Source organism: Bradyrhizobium sp. B120, from assembly GCF_049075665.1.
Lineage (GTDB): Bacteria > Pseudomonadota > Alphaproteobacteria > Rhizobiales > Xanthobacteraceae > Bradyrhizobium.
In genome coordinates this window covers 8156139-8172272 of sequence record NZ_CP185242.1, presented here as the reverse complement: position 1 = coordinate 8172272, position 16134 = coordinate 8156139, and the positions used below count along the sequence as shown (strand labels likewise).

22 protein-coding genes are annotated in these 16134 nt (G+C 57.1%); 12 read left to right on the top strand and 10 right to left on the bottom strand.

Translation table 11 applies throughout. From position 1 onward, the window contains the following. Nucleotides 1-524 precede the first annotated feature (524 nt). Nucleotides 525-929: a hypothetical protein gene (locus tag ACOIX3_RS37930; protein WP_420967093.1), complete on the top strand. Its 405-nt coding sequence runs from the start codon at nucleotides 525-527 to the stop codon at nucleotides 927-929. A 28-nt stretch (nucleotides 930-957) separates the two neighbouring features. Here the strand turns inward: ACOIX3_RS37930 and ACOIX3_RS37925 are convergent, their stop codons facing one another. After that, nucleotides 958-1119 carry a hypothetical protein gene (locus ACOIX3_RS37925; RefSeq protein ID WP_420967092.1) on the bottom strand — a complete coding sequence of 54 codons (162 nt, stop codon included), beginning with the start codon at nucleotides 1117-1119 and terminating at the stop codon, nucleotides 958-960. 28 nt (nucleotides 1120-1147) lie between these two features. Beyond that, entirely contained in the window at nucleotides 1148-1354 is a 207-nt protein-coding gene (locus tag ACOIX3_RS37920; protein ID WP_420967091.1) for a response regulator, read from the bottom strand. 415 nt (nucleotides 1355-1769) lie between these two features. Between ACOIX3_RS37920 and ACOIX3_RS37915 the strand changes: the two genes are divergently transcribed. Then, nucleotides 1770-2057: a hypothetical protein gene (locus ACOIX3_RS37915; RefSeq protein WP_420967089.1), complete on the top strand. Its 288-nt coding sequence runs from the start codon at nucleotides 1770-1772 to the stop codon at nucleotides 2055-2057. A 511-nt stretch (nucleotides 2058-2568) separates the two neighbouring features. After that, entirely contained in the window at nucleotides 2569-2739 is a 171-nt protein-coding gene (locus ACOIX3_RS37910; RefSeq protein ID WP_420967088.1) for a hypothetical protein, read from the top strand. Between the two features lie 293 nt (nucleotides 2740-3032). On the opposite strand, the gene ACOIX3_RS37905 is transcribed toward ACOIX3_RS37910, so the two are convergent. The 3 genes from ACOIX3_RS37905 to ACOIX3_RS37895 form a co-directional block, all read right to left on the bottom strand. Next, the gene (locus tag ACOIX3_RS37905; RefSeq protein ID WP_420967087.1) at nucleotides 3033-3428 is read right to left on the bottom strand and encodes a DCL family protein; all 396 of its coding nucleotides are present in this window, start codon (nucleotides 3426-3428) and stop codon (nucleotides 3033-3035) included. A gap of 18 nt (nucleotides 3429-3446) precedes the next feature. Then, complete coding sequence (locus ACOIX3_RS37900) at nucleotides 3447-4115, bottom strand: hypothetical protein (RefSeq protein ID WP_420967086.1); 669 nt, start codon at nucleotides 4113-4115, stop codon at nucleotides 3447-3449. A 472-nt stretch (nucleotides 4116-4587) separates the two neighbouring features. After that, a complete protein-coding gene (locus ACOIX3_RS37895) occupies nucleotides 4588-5049 on the bottom strand; it encodes a tyrosine-type recombinase/integrase (protein WP_420967085.1) in 462 nt (153 codons plus the stop codon). Between the two features lie 134 nt (nucleotides 5050-5183). Here ACOIX3_RS37895 and tnpA point away from each other — a divergent pair, with 134 nt between their 5' ends. From tnpA to tnpC, 3 genes are read left to right on the top strand one after another with little or no spacing between them, the layout of a single operon-like run. Then, a complete protein-coding gene (gene tnpA / locus ACOIX3_RS37890; protein WP_253576817.1) occupies nucleotides 5184-5657 on the top strand; it encodes an IS66-like element accessory protein TnpA in 474 nt (157 codons plus the stop codon). Next, nucleotides 5638-5991, top strand: coding sequence for an IS66 family insertion sequence element accessory protein TnpB (gene tnpB, locus ACOIX3_RS37885; RefSeq protein ID WP_229179435.1), 354 nt, complete (start codon nucleotides 5638-5640; stop codon nucleotides 5989-5991). The genes tnpA and tnpB overlap by 20 nt, the downstream gene beginning before the upstream one ends. 52 nt (nucleotides 5992-6043) lie before the next feature. After that, nucleotides 6044-7615, top strand: coding sequence for an IS66 family transposase (tnpC, locus tag ACOIX3_RS37880; RefSeq protein ID WP_420965445.1), 1572 nt, complete (start codon nucleotides 6044-6046; stop codon nucleotides 7613-7615). Nucleotides 7616-7649: 34 nt separating this feature from the next. On the opposite strand, the gene ACOIX3_RS37875 is transcribed toward tnpC, so the two are convergent. Continuing rightward, nucleotides 7650-8129: a hypothetical protein gene (locus tag ACOIX3_RS37875; protein WP_420967084.1), complete on the bottom strand. Its 480-nt coding sequence runs from the start codon at nucleotides 8127-8129 to the stop codon at nucleotides 7650-7652. Nucleotides 8130-8246: 117 nt separating this feature from the next. Here ACOIX3_RS37875 and ACOIX3_RS37870 point away from each other — a divergent pair, with 117 nt between their 5' ends. Together ACOIX3_RS37870 and ACOIX3_RS37865 are read left to right on the top strand one after the other, a co-directional pair. Further along, complete coding sequence (locus ACOIX3_RS37870; protein WP_420967083.1) at nucleotides 8247-9080, top strand: HsdM family class I SAM-dependent methyltransferase; 834 nt, start codon at nucleotides 8247-8249, stop codon at nucleotides 9078-9080. 64 nt (nucleotides 9081-9144) lie between these two features. Continuing rightward, nucleotides 9145-9744: a hypothetical protein gene (locus tag ACOIX3_RS37865; RefSeq protein ID WP_420967082.1), complete on the top strand. Its 600-nt coding sequence runs from the start codon at nucleotides 9145-9147 to the stop codon at nucleotides 9742-9744. Nucleotides 9745-9937: 193 nt separating this feature from the next. Here ACOIX3_RS37865 and ACOIX3_RS37860 read toward each other — a convergent pair whose 3' ends face one another. After that, the gene (locus ACOIX3_RS37860) at nucleotides 9938-10183 is read right to left on the bottom strand and encodes a helix-turn-helix domain-containing protein (RefSeq protein ID WP_420967080.1); all 246 of its coding nucleotides are present in this window, start codon (nucleotides 10181-10183) and stop codon (nucleotides 9938-9940) included. A 194-nt stretch (nucleotides 10184-10377) separates the two neighbouring features. On the opposite strand from ACOIX3_RS37860, the gene ACOIX3_RS37855 reads away from it, so the two are divergent. Both ACOIX3_RS37855 and ACOIX3_RS37850 read left to right on the top strand, forming a co-directional pair. After that, nucleotides 10378-10788 (top strand): hypothetical protein, encoded by a 411-nt coding sequence (locus ACOIX3_RS37855; protein WP_420967079.1) that lies wholly within the window; start codon nucleotides 10378-10380, stop codon nucleotides 10786-10788. Between the two features lie 276 nt (nucleotides 10789-11064). After that, nucleotides 11065-12168, top strand: coding sequence for a hypothetical protein (locus ACOIX3_RS37850; protein WP_420967077.1), 1104 nt, complete (start codon nucleotides 11065-11067; stop codon nucleotides 12166-12168). Nucleotides 12169-12586: 418 nt separating this feature from the next. On the opposite strand, the gene ACOIX3_RS37845 is transcribed toward ACOIX3_RS37850, so the two are convergent. After that, nucleotides 12587-12805: a hypothetical protein gene (locus ACOIX3_RS37845; RefSeq protein WP_420967076.1), complete on the bottom strand. Its 219-nt coding sequence runs from the start codon at nucleotides 12803-12805 to the stop codon at nucleotides 12587-12589. A gap of 656 nt (nucleotides 12806-13461) precedes the next feature. Here ACOIX3_RS37845 and ACOIX3_RS37840 point away from each other — a divergent pair. After that, nucleotides 13462-13596 carry a hypothetical protein gene (locus ACOIX3_RS37840; protein WP_420967075.1) on the top strand — a complete coding sequence of 45 codons (135 nt, stop codon included), beginning with the start codon at nucleotides 13462-13464 and terminating at the stop codon, nucleotides 13594-13596. 437 nt (nucleotides 13597-14033) lie between these two features. Here ACOIX3_RS37840 and ACOIX3_RS37835 read toward each other — a convergent pair whose 3' ends face one another. Beyond that, nucleotides 14034-14714 (bottom strand): Crp/Fnr family transcriptional regulator, encoded by a 681-nt coding sequence (locus ACOIX3_RS37835; RefSeq protein WP_420967074.1) that lies wholly within the window; start codon nucleotides 14712-14714, stop codon nucleotides 14034-14036. Between the two features lie 618 nt (nucleotides 14715-15332). Between ACOIX3_RS37835 and ACOIX3_RS37830 the strand changes: the two genes are divergently transcribed. After that, nucleotides 15333-15455, top strand: a complete 123-nt coding sequence (locus tag ACOIX3_RS37830; protein WP_420967073.1) for a hypothetical protein — start codon at nucleotides 15333-15335, stop codon at nucleotides 15453-15455. A gap of 88 nt (nucleotides 15456-15543) precedes the next feature. Here the strand turns inward: ACOIX3_RS37830 and ACOIX3_RS37825 are convergent, their stop codons facing one another. Further along, on the bottom strand, nucleotides 15544-15666 hold the full coding sequence (locus ACOIX3_RS37825; protein WP_420967072.1) for a hypothetical protein: 123 nt from the start codon (nucleotides 15664-15666) through the stop codon (nucleotides 15544-15546). Between the last annotated feature and the right edge of the window lie 468 nt (nucleotides 15667-16134).

Sequence of the window (16134 nt, the reverse complement as noted above, 5' to 3'; positions counted from 1 at the left end):
CTACTACGGGGGGCAATGTTGGGCGCCTATTCACATGCCGGCCTTCTCCACGACACTGCCGGAATATCACTTCCGCGGCTTGCACTCCGTAGTATTACGGGACGCCAGTCTGTCGGCGACTGTCTTGCCTTTCCCGCGAGGATGGGACCGAATGCTTGGGCGCGCGACAGCTTCGGTTGTGAGGACGGATGGATAACGGGAGAGCAAACGTCTCGGAGCTGGAGGCGCTCAGGCTGCTGCGTGCTTTCGAAAAGATCCGCGATCGCAAGCGGCGACGGCAAATCATTGAGTTAGCGGAGAGGCTCGCAGACGCTCGAGTTTCGTCCTCAGAGCCGATCCCGCTTCCCGGCAAAGGGCCAGCAGACGACGCAGCGCAATGAAGTTGCTCGCTTTCACAGAACTCGATGACCAGTGAAATGGCTGGCTCACGTAGCTGTCGGTACACTCGCTCTTAACCCAATCTTAATGCCGGTTGTGGCGATCATCCGGGAGGCTCGTGAATACCGAGGGAGGGGATTGCTCCCATGTTGAAGGACGGCACTTACGCGGCGTGGTTCAAGACTCCGCTGGGCCAAGGCGCCGGCGTCGCCCACGTCGCAGAAGGGAAAATCTGGGGGCGCGACAGCATCATGACCTACAGCGGCACTTGCGAGGTCGACGGAGATCGGTTCACCGCGATCGTGTCGACCGAAAGGCATACCGAAGGGCATGCAACAGTCTTCGACGCCGACGATCTGACGCTAAAGCTTGAGGGAACGTGCGTCGGTAAGATCGCTCGTTATATCGGAACGGCAGACCAGATCCCGGGAGTGCTCCTCGAGGGAACGCTCATTCTCAGCGAAGAACAGCCGCCCGCTCCAGAGCGGAGCGCGCCACTCTCGACGTTCAACCCCTACAGACTCCCGAAACCGCCGAAGCGATCCCGCTAATTGATCCGAAGAAGTGGTACTGGCTCCGTCAGGCACCTTGTGCCATCAAAACCACCCCGACAAGCCATGAGACAAGGATCTGGGCTGCGTCTGCGGCGCCGGCGCGCCCTGCAAGTGCAGTCAGATCGACGGCGTCGACGAGCGGGACGTCAGCAAGGTTATCTGCGAGGGCGAGCAGCAGCGCCGCCACTAGCCAACTCCAGGCCGCACGCATGTCGTCAGCGCGGCGGCTTGAGCTCGCCGGTGAGCCAGCCAACTGCATCGCTCATCATGGGATCGACCTCAATCGAGATCTTTTCCGTCCGGCCACAGGTGGAGCATTCGAAGGCACTTTCCTCGAACCCGCGCTCACCCGCCGAGATCCACGCCAATGCCATCCTGTGCTTGCACACGTGGCACATCGGACGATGGTTGGGGGATTCCATGCGTCGGACTTCGGAGACGACGCCTCAGTCTATTCGGTGTCGGCGGCTGGCTTCAATTGCGATCGGAACGCAGGTTTCCAGCGGGCCGCGCGAAAATTGTCGGCCTGCGGCCTCGCCTCCAAGCCACCCATAGCCCCCAAGGCGGGGCCGCGCCCAGGAACGGAGGTTCGCTCCGCGTGCGGGTCCGGGGGCGGATAGGAAACTGATGGGACGGCTGTGGCGGATGTTTCCCTTCGGCGTCGAGCTCACCACGGCCATCGCCGACGGGCGACGTGCGCCCGCCGATCGCCGGGCTCGAAAAACCTAACAGCGAGCGGGTCCTGACGTGTTGGAGGCCTTCAAATTTCCGCCCCTGCAACAAATTCCCGCACCGCGCATTGGTCGGTGGGACAGAGCATCGAATCAAGATGACGTTATGCCTAGAAGTAAGCAGTTTCTGCTGGAGCAGATCGATCGCGCCCAGCGCTTCGCGAAGGCCATGAATACCGACGCCGACCGTGAAAGATTCGAGAACATGGCGTCGGACTATCGAAGCGAACTGGACGCCGCAGAAGGGGCGGAGGGCCCATCGCCGGCCGCCGCCCCTACCGCATCCGAAGACGCGGTTCCGGCTGACGAGGCCGTTGTTGCCCAGCCGGAGACTGGCGACTCGAACGAGGTTGCGCCTGGCTCGACGGACGATCAGGAGCCGACGCCGAATTAGCCCGTCAGGCCTTCCAGCAGATCCGCTCACATGAATACGATAACGACCCCCATTCCCACGAGGGTGCACAGACCGGTCACTGTTACGCCCGGACGGACGTCCGCTATGACGCCGTCAGACGGGAGTTTGATGGGCCAGGCGGGCATTCCACTTCTCCATTCGGTTGCACCCGTCCGAATAGATCACGTTTTGCGCCCGATATCGTTCCGACCATCCGTGATTTCAGGGGGCGAAGGCCGCCGTTCCGACGGGCGCAGGCCCCGAGCGAAGGCAAGCGCACATCAAACCGAGGGTAAGGTCGGAACATTATCGCGGCGACGTCTTTGACTCGTTGGACCATCGCCCGCCGCTTGAGTACGGTGCCTGTAGCGGATCGCCAAAGACTCACTGTTCAAAAGCATGGGCTCGCACGGATAGCCAAAGGCGGAGGTCCCTTTCGAGCGGTGAAAGAATCAGCTTGAAGAAGCCAGCGAAAACCCGCGTAGAACTTGAGTCTGCCATCAGGATGGAGATGGAAGACATCAGCGAATGGCCGACGGACCTGGCCATCTCGGTTGTGCCGCACGAGGACTCCTGGAAAGTCGAGATCATGAGGGACGGGCCGCAGCAGGACGCGGATCGTTGCGACATGATCGAAGCCATTGCCGATAGGCTGCGCATTCAGTTCGACCTGAAGGGTTAATTGCCGAACTGGTCTTGGCCACCTTCGGTAAGTGCGCAACTTTCGCTCGGGCAGGCCTTGCGCTCCCACGGGAAAATTCGGCAAGCTTGGGCGGGAAGAGGGCAGTTTGGCCCCGCGTACTGGTAGGCTGGCCGTGGCTTTCAAATGACCATCCTGAAGGTGCTCGTGAGGTATCTCGACGGCTTCGCGAGTCTGTCTGCTGGTGGTGGTGGTGGCGGGCGTCAAGTGCGACGTGGCCATTCTGGCCAGTACGAATAGTCCCGGAAGAGAGGTGATGATCCTTGGATGATGAATTAGCCCAACACGCCCGATTGATGAATGTCATAGAGGCCATAGTCAGAGAGCTGGACCGGCAGGGCGTTGGTGAGTACCTGCTTGATCACGGGTTCAGCCCAACCGAGTTGGCTACAGGCTTTGTATGAAAACTTTTCGCTGCTTCCATCGACACGATTGACCCAGAAGCATTTTGAGCCGAAATCCGCACTCCTAACGCTGAAATGAGTGATGCCTGGCCCCATTTTCGCAGTGGCATCAGGGTGGAGCGCCAGTGCGGCAAGCAGTACCTCGGCATCTCCCGTGCTGACTTTGTCTCCAACATCATATTTATGAAGCATCGCCTTCAAAAACGCAGCGGCATCTCCCTTCTTGCTGAAGTGATGAGGGCCAATTGTAATCGGCTTTTTGACCATCAGAGTCTCCCAACCCCATTAGGACGTCGACGTGGCGGCACCTGCGCTACCGCCAGGCAGCAGTTTGGCGCGAATCTCGCGAAGGATGATGGCCGGAATGTCCATGCCCTCAAACTGCGTGTCGCGTTCTCTCACCCAAGCGATGCAATCTTCCTTACTGAGGTCATCTCGCGCGATCTTTTCGTACAGTGTGACAGCGCTCACGCGCGATAATCCCAGCTCGACCAGCGAGAGTAAGGTCCGCGAAGAAACGCCGAACTCGAGCTGCGTTCCTATATCGACATCACCATCGATCAGGTCCTCTCGTCCTATCGCAACTAGGTGCATATTGAGAACGTCGACATAAGCCGATAAATACTTCGGCGCCCGAAACCGGGCGATTTGTTCGACCATCTCCATCGTACTTCGTATCAGGACAGGCAGCTTAAATGACCGACCGGTCCTACGATGGTAGTCGATGTTCCGCTCGATCATTCGAGACAGAGAAAACCCCTTTAGCCATTGCACAACGATCAGTGCGTGAAGCGGAATGATCGTATCAGGCATGAACGCCGGAAACAGATACTGGTTGATCCGGCGCATGATTGTCACAAAGCGATCGTAGCTGTCCTGGCTGTCGACGGCGGCCGGCAGAAGATTTTCGACATCGCCTTTATAGTTGCGAAACGCGTCGAGCAGACGCTGCATGCCGAGGGCGCTGACACCGGGATGTCGGGCTGCGATATCTGGGCCTAGGCGGCACAGGGCGCTGGCGGCCCTATCGGGCTTCCGGCAAAACCCTTCCCGATATCGCATTGGTTGGTTTGGCCGGGAAGGGGCAATTTATACGAGTGCGCTAAAACTCACAGAATTTGGAAGGGCTTAGCTAGGGCCCAACCGCCCCGACTTCCTACCGAGCTCACCTCTGATCATTCGTGCCAGCCAGCTTGGCTCCTCATTGAGAAGGAATTCATGCAAACCAGCCGCGTGATGCAGTCCGAGATCCTGGGAAGCCTTCCACCCATGGCCTAGACGGTTGAGAATTATAAAGTTATATCAATAACATACGAGTTCGCAGTTTTATTCTGAATGGCGCACCATCCAAAAATTAAGTATCTGAAATTACAGATTTAAATTCCGAAAGAGTCCCACCAGCCCTCTCGCTGGGACACAGTTTTGTTCATGCTTTGGTATCGCGGGGCTCAATTAGATGCATCGCGCCATCCGCGAGCCGCTGTTGATCGGCTTGGCGCGTATAGCGCTCCGCCTCCTTCAGCGTGTCCCAGCCAAAGATCGCCATCAGTTGGTGCGACGTTGCGCCGTTGTTTGCCGCAATTGTCGCGCCCGCCTTCCGGAGGCCGTGTGCTGTGCAGTGGAAAAGCCCTGCCTGATCGCACCAATCTCGAAACTTGTTTCCGAACCCCGCATCGCTGAATGCCTTGCCGAACTCTGTGATGAGGTAAGTCAGGTCACCGCACGGCGATTGATCTAAGATCGCCTGAAGGGCAGGCAGGACCGGGAGCACCAACTGCTTTGGCTTGCGGTTCCGTCCCTTATGCTGTGTGAAGGAAAGCTTGCCGCGCTTCACGTGCTGTTTTCCGAATCGAACAATGTCCGAGCGCCGTTGGCCGGTGAAGAGCAACAGCGCAAGGGCTAGCCGGGCCTTCGTTCCGACAGGATGATGCTCTTCAAACGTAAGCGCGAATTTCTCGGCACCTTTTGCTTTTGAATGCTCTGATGCATGAGGTGTCCACCAAAATAGGTGGACACCTTGTGATGGCAGCGGATGATCAGAAACTGCGGGTCAGGCTTGTTGGCCGGAACGGTCGCCGGCGCTACGAGGCGGCATCGAAAGAGCGTCTTGTCACGGCCTGCCTTGAGCCTGGGGTTTCGGTATCGAGGCTTGCACTCGAACATGGGGTCAACGCGAACCTCCTTCGGAAGTGGATCAAGAAGCACACCGCGACCAGGTCGCTGCCGCCGTCCTCACGCCCGGCGTTCATCCCGGTTCAGCTTGAGGGGTCCGCCGATCGAGCCCAGTCGCGGCAAGACAGCGTGGCGACGGTGGATTTGCCGGCGACTTGCGATGAGGTGCGTGGTTCGGAACCCAAAGGGACTCCAGCTTTTTGTTCTCCGGCCAAAGTGAGCGTGTCGCTGCCGAACGGCGTGAAGCTCGCGCTGGAATGCGGCGATGTGGATGCATTGACGGCGATCATCGGAGCACTGGGCCATGTTCAGACTGGGCGGTGACCTGCAGGTCTATCTGCACCGTGAGCCGATCGACTTCCGGGCTGGCATCAACAGCCTTGCGGTCCTGGTCCAGGAGACGATGGCGCTCGATCCATTCACTCCGGCGGTTTTTGCGTTCTGCAATCGCCGTTGCGACCGGATGAAGTTGCTGTTCTTCGACCGGTCCGGCTTTGTGCTGGTCCTGAAGCGGCTGACCGAAGACAAGTTCCGATGGCCGCGCCGCCAGGAGGCGGTCGTCCGGCTTACGACCGAGCAATTGCACTGGATCCTTGACGGCATCGATATCGACGCGATGGTCCGCCATCCGGTGCGGCAATATCAGGTTGCCGGCTGAGCTCTCGAGTTGAGCGGTTGACGCGTCGGCACGGTTCAGATTCAAGAATCCGATGAATCGAACCGGCGATCCGAGTGTTGAAGTGCTGTTGGCGCGCATTGCCGCGCTGCAGGCGGAGAACCTTCAGCTCGCCGACCGCGTCGTCAAACTCGAGGAAGAACTGGCGCTGGCACGCCTGCATCGTTTTGCGCCACGCAGCGAAAAGCACGTCGATCGTCTCTTCAATGAAGCCGAGCAGGCCGCCGATGAGGATGACGCCGGCAGTGAAACGAACAATATCGCCGAACTTCCGGACACGGGCTTGCCACCCGTCGAAAACACAACGGGAAAGAAGCGCGGCCGCAGGCCGCTGCCGGCGAACCTGCCGCGTGAGCGCGTCGAGTATGACCTGCCCGACGATCAGAAGGCGTGTCCTTGCTGCCGTGGCCAGATGCATCGCATGGGCGAGGCTGTCACCGAGCAACTTCATATCGAGGTGAAGGCGAAGGTTTTACAGAACGTACGCTTCAAATATGGGTGCCGCCATTGCGATCGCACCGGGATCAACGCCCCTGTCGTGACCGCGCCGATGCCGACGCAGCCGCTGCCGGGCAGCGTTGCCACGGCCTCAACGCTGGCGTTCGCGCTTGTTCATAAATATGTCGATGGCACGCCGCTCTACCGCCTGGCGCAGGCCTTCGAACGCGCCGGCGTTCCGGTCAGCCGCGGCGCTTTGGGTCGCTGGGTGATCGGCTCGAGCGAGAAACATCTCTCCCGCATCTATGACGCCCTGAAGCTGCGGCTCAGATCGCAGCCTCTCATCCATGGCGACGAGACGACGGTTCAGGTCCTCAAGGAGAAGGACAAAAAGGCCACCAGCACATCGTATATGTGGGCTTATCGCAGCGGCAAGGGCAGTCACGAGCCCATCGTTCTTCTGGATTATCAGCCGGGCCGCGGCCAAATCCACCCGCAGGCCTTCCTCGGCGATTACCGCGGCATCGTGATGAGTGACGGCTATACCGCATGGCGCACGCTGGAACGGGCCACCCACATCGGCTGCATGGCCCACTCCCGGCGGCGCTTTGTCGATGCCCTCAGGGCGAGGAAGAAGGGCGGCGGTCCGCCCGAGCAGGCGCTGCGGTTCTTCGACCAGCTCTACCGGGTTGAAAGGCAGGCGCGGGACGGAATACCGGAGAAGGGTGAAACACAGGCCGACTGCATTCGCCGCTTCCGCCAGCAACATAGTGTCCCCATCCTCAATGCTCTCAAGGTATGGCTCGATGACATGGCCCCGAAGGTCTTGCCTGACAGCAAACTCGGCGACGCCGTATCCTACACCCGAAACCAATGGGAATATCTGACGCGCTACACCGGGGACGGCAGCATGCCGATCGACAACAATCTTCTGGAGCGCGACATCAGGGTTTTTGCAACTGGCAGGAAGAGTTGGTTGTTCAGCGATACCGTGGACGGAGCCAAGGCCAGTGCCGTCGTCTACAGCCTGATGCTGACCTGCCGCGCCTCACGTGTCGAGCCGTTAGCGTGGTTGCGCCACGTCCTCACCGAATTGCCTCGGCGCGCCGGCGACGCCGATATTGCCGACCTGCTGCCCTTCAACTTCCACAAAGCCGCCACTGCCTGAACGGCCCGGTATCGCCCGATACTAGGGCAATCCATCAAACCGCCGGCGTCAACGTGCGGGGAAAATCGCGCTTACCTTCAAACTGTTGGACCTCATCGACGGTCCACGTGTGAAAACCCGCTGAGCCAGTCTTAATGTAAGGCACGTCGCGAGCCGGATCGAAGGGTGCGAACTTCTTCCGAACGCCAAACTTGAAAACTTGCCTGATCGCCTTCAGGCGCGAGTTAGCGGCTTCCGGGAATTCCAGCTTCCGATCCCTCAGAACTTCGACGGCATCGGCGGTCACTTTCGTCAACGGTATATCTCGGAAGAACTTCGGCGAGCCCGGCGCAATCGGCTCGTCATATGTGGATTCGAGAATCAACCGACGGACATGTCGGGTTCTAGGGTCAAGCTGCTTGTAGTCAGCACTTTCGGAGAAATACTTGGTGCAGAGCCATCGCCATGTGCCTGTTCCGATGGCGGATTTTGCAGGCTTCGGAGCGGATCCTCGTGCATCCTCGTACGCCGCCATGAACTCAGGCGTCCAGGGCATCTAACGCAATGAGTTTCACGCCTAAGCAGCGAGCCGATTTCGAGGCGGCAATCAATGCGCTCCGAACCACTGAAAAAGGCAAAGAAGCGACGATGTATGACTGGCGTATATGACCGTTTTCTAGACAAGAAGCAGAGGAAAGAGCAGGGCGAAGTTTATACGCCACCTTCAATTGCCCGGTACTTGTTGAACCGGCTAGATTTGGCTTCCGAAGCCGAGGTGTTCGACCCTGCATGCGGTAGTGGCACATTCTTGATCGAACGGTACCGCCAATCCTATGGCGAGATCGCAGATACTGGAACTGGCGAGTATGCAGAGGCTCGACTGGCTGTAGAGAGGATGGCTGGCAATGACCTAAATCCATTCTCGGCTGTGTTGAGCCAGATACAATTGCTTTGGCATTTGCTGTCCTTTGGAGATGACATTCGCCACGATGGCTTTCCGGACTTGAAGATCACGGAGCGCGCGAACAGTTTGGTCCCCGGATCGCTTTACGATCCGACGCAGACACGTTTCGGCGAAATCGACCAGAGTGGATACGATGCAGTGGTGGGCAATCCACCCTATGTCAGAGCAGAGCGGGCGAGTGAGCTAGAGTCTCATGCGCGAGACTATTTTACTGGAACTCGCGACGTTGGCGGAAGAACGTTCAACGGGATCTCCGTCGGCAGCAACGCATATACTCTCTTTATCTATAGAGCCCTTGATCATTGGTGCCGCCAAGGTGGCGGTGCCTTGCCCGCGGGAAAGTTGGGATTTGTCGTTCCGCTTGCGTTCTGCGTTTCTGGGGAGGCCAGTGATCTACGAAAGTTGTTCCAACCCGATGGCCGCTGGGCAATTCGCGAAATCGTTGATCTCGAGTTGATTTGGTCAAAAGTTTTCGATGCAGACGTTCTGCCGATGCTGATCATACGCCAGCGCGGTTGCTGATCTTCCTTGGAATAAGGCAATTGCTGCGTCCACGAAGCAGTTGATTGTCGCACGGGACGAAATCTTGAAAGCCTGTGAGCGCCGGTTTGATGCCGCCAATCAACTGAATGCAGAGGCAGCAAAGCTTGGACTAGTCTCGCTGAAAAATCTAATCCGCATGAAAAAGGGAGCCAAGATCGTCAAAGGTCCATATTTTGACGACGAGCCCGATGTCGTAATCGACCTAGGCAAATTGCAAGAGACGAGTGATGGTTGGATGCTTCCGCTCAATGAGGAGACGGAGCATTTCGTGTTGTTTAGCGAAAAGGAGACCGCAAAACTTGCCGCTTGTGGTCTGAAGGCGAGTGAGGGATCTGAGTTAAATTGGAATGCTATTCTAAATTGTCTGGTGCCGGCAGACGCGGAAATGGCCAAGAAGTTGGAAGGAATTCGGCGGTCATTTTCTCTTGAAAAGCTTGATGCCGCTATCGAAAAGGAAATCAAATCTCTCGACGAGATTGTTGGTGCAGCGCTCGGGTTGTCCAAAGCAGACGTGAGCGAAATTCGTCGTGATATGTCGGAGGATCCTTTCTTGGCCCGCGTTCGCCCTCGTTATCCGTTTTTTCGGCCTCGTCAGTATGGACGCAGGAAGAATCTGGAAAGGAGTGATCGATACGGCGTCTAAGCCGTTTGGGTCAAGTTGAGCGCGCCAACGGCCCAAGCCCTTGCAATTTAACCAACGATGTCCGTTGTGCGCTTTGCCGCGAACACCGAGGCCGACGCCAACACGCCGGAGATAACTCAATCGGCCGTGTCTATTCTGCTGCAATCGAGCGGAGGGCCGCCATGGATGGTAGCCCACCCGCTCAGAATCCCGTCTAGCGGGCGTTGCTACTCCGCTTCGGCGGTAGCTTCAAGAATTCGGCCGGCTCTACCTCAAGCGTTGAGGCAAGCTTCTCGATAATCTTCAGGCTTGCGTAAAACGAGCCTTTTTCGAGCTGACTCAAATAGCTTCGGCTGATTTCAGCCTCGTATGCGAGGGTGTCCTGCGATAGACCCTTCGCATTCCTCAGACGGCGCAGATTGGTGGCAAAGACTTCCCGCAGGTCCATGGCGGAAAGCATCGGGCCTTGTTCAATATATCACACCTCGATATACTGAACAAAAAAGTTAGATAGATGCACGAGTAACCGCACTTCTTGGGTGTTTCAGAAAACGACGGCAAGAGCGCAACCATTTCGGCGGTATTGCGGAGCAACGGTCCTGCTTACTTCTCGACGACGTAGATTCAAATCGATTTCAGAGATGGACTTAGTTTATGTCGAACGATGAAGTGCAGAGCCCGGGATACCGGCCCGTTGAACCTGATCTGAAACTCCGCTCCTCCGCAAATGTGCAGGACGCAGCCGGGAGTACACACGAGAGTGACGACGGGCGCGAATATTCAGTTTGGCAGTACATCGCGAGCCTGTTGATCGTTGCTGCGGTCCTGAGCCAGCATTTCCTATTTGCCGCGTACGTCGCGTCGAACCGCATGCCATTGGCGACAGGACCTACGGGTGTCACGGTAGTTGCCCACTCATTCCCGGGGATCTGCCATAGGACTGAGTTCTTCAACGACATTTGCGATCTCAACTACAAGATCGGCAGTTACTTCGGATATATGCCGCCACCAATGGAATTCGTACGTCAGAACGGGACGACGGTTGCCTTGCCGAGGACAAGGTGAGCCGGAATACCAAATCTGCAGCCAGCCGAATTTGTACGAGCCGATTTTAGCGACCTCACGCGAGGAGCCCATAATGTTTCGGTTTTTGATCGCATCTCTACCGCGCCTTGTCATACACGGTGTGCTGATCCTCGGGGATCTGGAACGCTACTTGCTCAAGATGCAAGTACTAAGCCCGATCATTCGACGATTTGGGGAACATTGTTTAGAGCGCAGTTAGAGCGGTGCTGGAAAAAACCGGATCCGTCATCCGAGTTGCGAGCAGCAAAGTTCAGAGTGAAGCTGAATCTCGATGGTTCTCTCGTCGAATTGCCTGTGCAGGGTGGCGCGGCTCAAACGGGCGATGACAAGGCCTACTATTTGAATGCTCTGAAGGCCCTTGTTGATTGCCAGCCATACAGGTTGCCGAGCGAATACTACGATGAATGGAAGGATTTCGAACCAGCCTTTGAGGAGCATAAGGCTGTCCCGGATTGGCCAAAATCTGCGGATGCGGTGACGGTAGGGGCAGATGCAGTTCGCGCCCAGACTGCTCCAAGCAGCAACGCCGAATCCGCCGGGGTCGTCGGCAAAGCAAAACCTTCCGTTCCTCTCGCTGATGCTTTGGGGAGTGCTGCGTCTCCCACAAAAACTCGCGTCTTTACTATGCCGGTCCTTCCCGATGGCCAGCTTATAGCTGAGGCCACATCTAGAAGCATTCGTGATGCGAAAGCAATCGGATCGCCAGCCCCGCCCGCGTCGGCGACCTCCCTTGCCGAGCCGTTGCAGAGTCAGTGTTCTGGCATTCTTCACCAGTTGAAGGGTGACTTGTTGTTCGGCGCAGGACGAGGTGAAGGCGAGGGCATTTGCGTTGTAAGCAAGGCCGAAATTGGTAAGGTTCTAAAGAAGTGCAGTGTGGGCGGGCGATGCGTCGTCGATGGAAGCGTCGATATCTGCAAGGACTCCGGCGAGTGCGTGGAAATCAAGAATATTGTGGCCGTCCGGAAGAGTGTCGAGCGTTCGATGAGTTCGGCGTACCCTGGCGATAAAATCATGCCGATCGACTTCGTCGGTGAATGGTGTAGCCCAACGACGGATGGAAACACCACGAACTACACGCTGCCAAGCTGGACACAAGATCGGAAATGTACCGGAATCCTGTCGATTTCTAAATTGGATTTCACTTTCAACATGGGTGGCGAGAAGGAGGTCTACTGTGATCCCGAAGCCATTCGAACGAGGCAGCACACGGCGCCGTCTGGTACCGCCTACTTCGTTGTGATTTCGGCAAATTGCTATCTTGGCTCCGCTCCGAACCGCAAGAATTGGCGATCCTTCGAGTTTAGTCGCTACAAAGGGAATCTGACCGTTACCGAAAAGGAGCAAAGCGGAATGCCTTAGCTTTGCCGCCCTTTTCATGCAGATGACGTGGATACCGTTTCGGTTTGCAATAGGCCGCCCAAGCGTTCACTAGGCCGTGTACCCATAAACCCAGCGGCGTGATGCAACGAACGCAACGTCCGCTTCGCCCCCATAACGGCTGAGTTTGTGCGGCGGCGCAATATGTCGCGATGGGCCAACAGGCGACTTAGGATCACATCGACAAATGAAAGAGGCCGCCAACCGAGGCGGCCGAAGAGGTTAAAAATGCAGCTGAAGATCAGAGAGAGCATATCTGCCCGGCCTGCAATGGAACGGGCTTCCCGCCGGTTGCGTAGCCGGTACAGCCGGGCCACCGAATCTATCCGGTCAAATGCAAGACCTGCGAAGCCAAGGGCAAGATCACGGAAGACAACTGAGGCGGCCTATCTATTGTCGTTCAGGTTGAAGCCTTTGCGCTGACGAAAACATCGAACACCTCGTAAGCCTGCTGCGGCGTCTTTCCTTCCTTGAATGCGCTCGCGAAACTGAAGATCGCATCCGCCAAAAGGAATTCTTCCGGGACAGGAAACAGGGTGCGAAGTTCGGCGAGCCAGCTCGCGTAGGAGGGTGGGTTGAACTTACCCAAGGTGTAGTTATCGCTGAATGAGGTGCGCATTTAGGTCGGAGCCTTCAGGCCGGGCGAGGCAAGCCACTCGGTCATGTGCGAGGCGGTCTCAATCTGCCGTGCTCTCCGGATCAACCTCTCACGCTCAATACCTGGCGGAGTGCCCCTCGCTAGCTTGCGAAGTCGCTCTGCCTCATCGGCAAGGCGGTTGTATAGAGGTTCGCCTTGTGGCTGGTAACGGCGTCGCTGCATGTCGCTGCTCCTCTGTTGGAGAAGGCGGGAGCGCGTGATGGCGTTCTCATCACCGTGGGGCCAACAAGGCGGTGCGGTGATTGGGGTAATCTGGCATGTCCGGTAGCCGACATACTGGTCAATATTGACCACATCGACAGAAGTTAACGGCGCGCATGAAATAGGACGCCATAACGATAGCCGGTTGCGTCTCGATTCGCACTTACCTTGCTGATCCTAATCCTCGTCTTCGCCAGTATAGATGAACAAAAAATAGGGCCGTTCGTGACCGGGACGGACCGAACGGCCCCAGCCAGCCCGCAGTACTAAAATGGGAAGAATGGGCCGACACCCAAGTTACGGGGCAACCAGGTAATCGGTTGCGCGAGCCAATGGCGGAACTAACTCAAATTGAGTTGGTTTTTCATTATTGGTGTCAGTTCGGAAGTCCGGTTATGTGTAACAAGTGCTCGGAGTTGGACGAGAAGATCGCGCACTACCGTTCGCTCAGGATGCGGATCACGGATCAACTGACCCTAAGCGGCCTCTCGCTCTTGATTGAGCAGTACGAAGCCGAGAAGCGCGAGCTACATCCCGAACCGAAAAAGTAAGGCCGAGCGGCGAATGCGAAGAGGTTTCATCTGCGGCGCTTTCTCGACCGCTCGACCAACAGCTGCCAGCTGGCAAGCGGTACAACGGTGCGGCTTACGGTTCCGCGCTCGCACGCCTCAAGGCCGCCGGTTCAATTCGGCGGGTTTTTCTGTCGGTTTTGGGGGGAACGGCGAGGGGCTGATCCGGCTTTTTAGATTGATGCCTTTCGGGCCGGCCCGCTTCCACTGGCCGCGCAAATCTGGCGGCCCACCGCCGTTCGAACTTTCTTTGAATATCGCGAGGAACGTCGCTCATAACCCACCTTCAGGTCCACCCCTCGATAGAGCCTCAACGCGCAAGGCGCTCTAAAGGATCCTCATTCGCGTGACGCGGTCCTTTTTTTCAGGCGAACAGGTCGTTTCCGGCCGGGAGAATCTTCACGTACGTCCTCCCGCTCTTACAATTCGCGCTTGATCTCGGGCTTGTCGTACAAGACCGCGTTCAGCAATGAGCTGTTGACCTCGATTTTTCCGTTGTAGCTGATGAAGCCGAGCTTGCGGAATCTGTTCATGAAGAAGCTGACGCGGGATCGCGTCGTTCCAATCATTTCGGCCAATGTCTCCTGGCTGATATTTGGACTGATCGGTTGAGGGCTGCCCTCCTTGCCGAAATTCGCCAGCAGGAGCAGCAGGCGCGCCAACCGTTTTTCACTGGAGTTGAAGAGCTGGTCGATCAGGTCCTCTTCAATCCGGCTGTTGCGCGTCAGCAGATAGGCCATGAACAGCTCGGAAAATTTGGGTTCATCGTGCAATGCCGCGACCATGGCGGTCTTCGTTATCGCGGTCACTAGGCATTCCTCCATCGCTGTCGTCGTCGCGATACGCAGCGAATGGCCGTTCATGCAGCCTTCGCCAAAGAACTGGCCGGGCTCCAAAATGCCGACCACGGCTTCCTTGCCTTGCTCGGATATGACAACGACCTTGACCCGGCCTTTCTGGATATAGAAAACCGTATCTGCCACGTCGCCCTGCGCAAAGACGATCTCATCCTTGCGAAACGCGAGAATGCTCTTCCCTTCGCCTACCTTGGCGAGAAACTCCTTGGGATCAAATATGGCGTGGTTGGTATTTTCTGGCATGTCCCGTTTCGTCCCCGCGCGGTGGGACGCCTAGCTTACCATTCAGCCGCCGGCTTTCGAAGTAAAAGTGCCGCACAATGGAAGCGCAGTCAGAATGGGAGCCCCGGGCTGCCGATAAGCTGATGGAGCGGCCAGCAGGCGAAGTCCGAACCGGACCCAACAGATCGCAAACACCGACTAGAGTGGCGGCTAGATCACAACTGCAAAACTTCCAGTCGTCTTGCATTCTGGGCACTGGAAGGTGCGGACTTCATGACCGGGTTGAGCAGGTTCGATGCAAGCCAACCGCATAGGCTTGCCACACCTGGAGCACGGAAGAATTCCGATCTCCGCGCGGCTGTATAGCGGATTTGGCTGGACAGATGACATCATGCTTTCCCCTGTATTGGGCGGGAGCATTACCGATCTCTCCGTCGCCGGTAACTGCCTATTCGGACGGCGATGAAGTCGGTTTAGCCCAATGCGCCAATGCGGGCTGGTCAATACTGCTCACATCGGAAAAGTTAAGCGAAGGCGCACGAAATCAACTCCAACTCGCATATGAAATAAATCCATTGTCGCAGGAACCTCTTATCGACTGACTCTATTGCGCCCTGTCTCTAACCGGGAGGTGGACAGATGACGAAAGTTCTTTTGGCGATGGTTGCTGTTATCGCATTCACTGCACCTTCATTCGCGCAGCAGGACAAAACTACCGGTCAAGCGTCACCATCAGGTGCTTCCTCGTTCTACGTGGCTTAAGATACCGCGACGATGAAGTGCCAAATTGTCAATGCCCAGCCTGCCGCATCGCATCAATAGATGAAAGAGGTCACCAACTTCGGCGGTCTCAGTGCACGATCAAGGCACCCGTAAGCATCACCGCGATAAGCAGTGAGCCGCCGAAAATAGCAATGCCAAGACTGACGCGTGCTGGGATTGAATATGAATCGAAATGGGGCTGTTCGATCATGCCACGCTCCCTTGTCTCTGGGCGGGGAGCGCGAACGCTCTCAGTCACCGGCAGACGCCGTTACAGGACGGTGATGGCTCAAGGTTGGAACAAGTCAACGGTCCAGGGCTGGTCAATTGTGACCACTCTCGAAAAGAAATTAACGATTGGGCGCAGCTGCCGCGACCCGGAAGGCAAGGCGCGGGGCTCCAGAGCCCTCGGACATGAACCGCCTCTCCAGCCCCATCAGGCTCTATATGGGCAGAACATTTGCTGGTCCCTCAGTAGTCCTACTAAGAACGATGTCCAACGAATTCAGGCCACTACCAATTTCAAACTAGGCCACTGAGGTCGGTTGGCCGGAAGTCCGCTTCGGGTCATTTTCGGCGGTTTCAGCAGGGATTGTCGGCGGGCTGATGTCCGCTTTTAGCCCGTAAGCGTCCAACCAGCGCCTGCCTCGAAGCGTTGCGTCCGACCTGATCGCTGTGA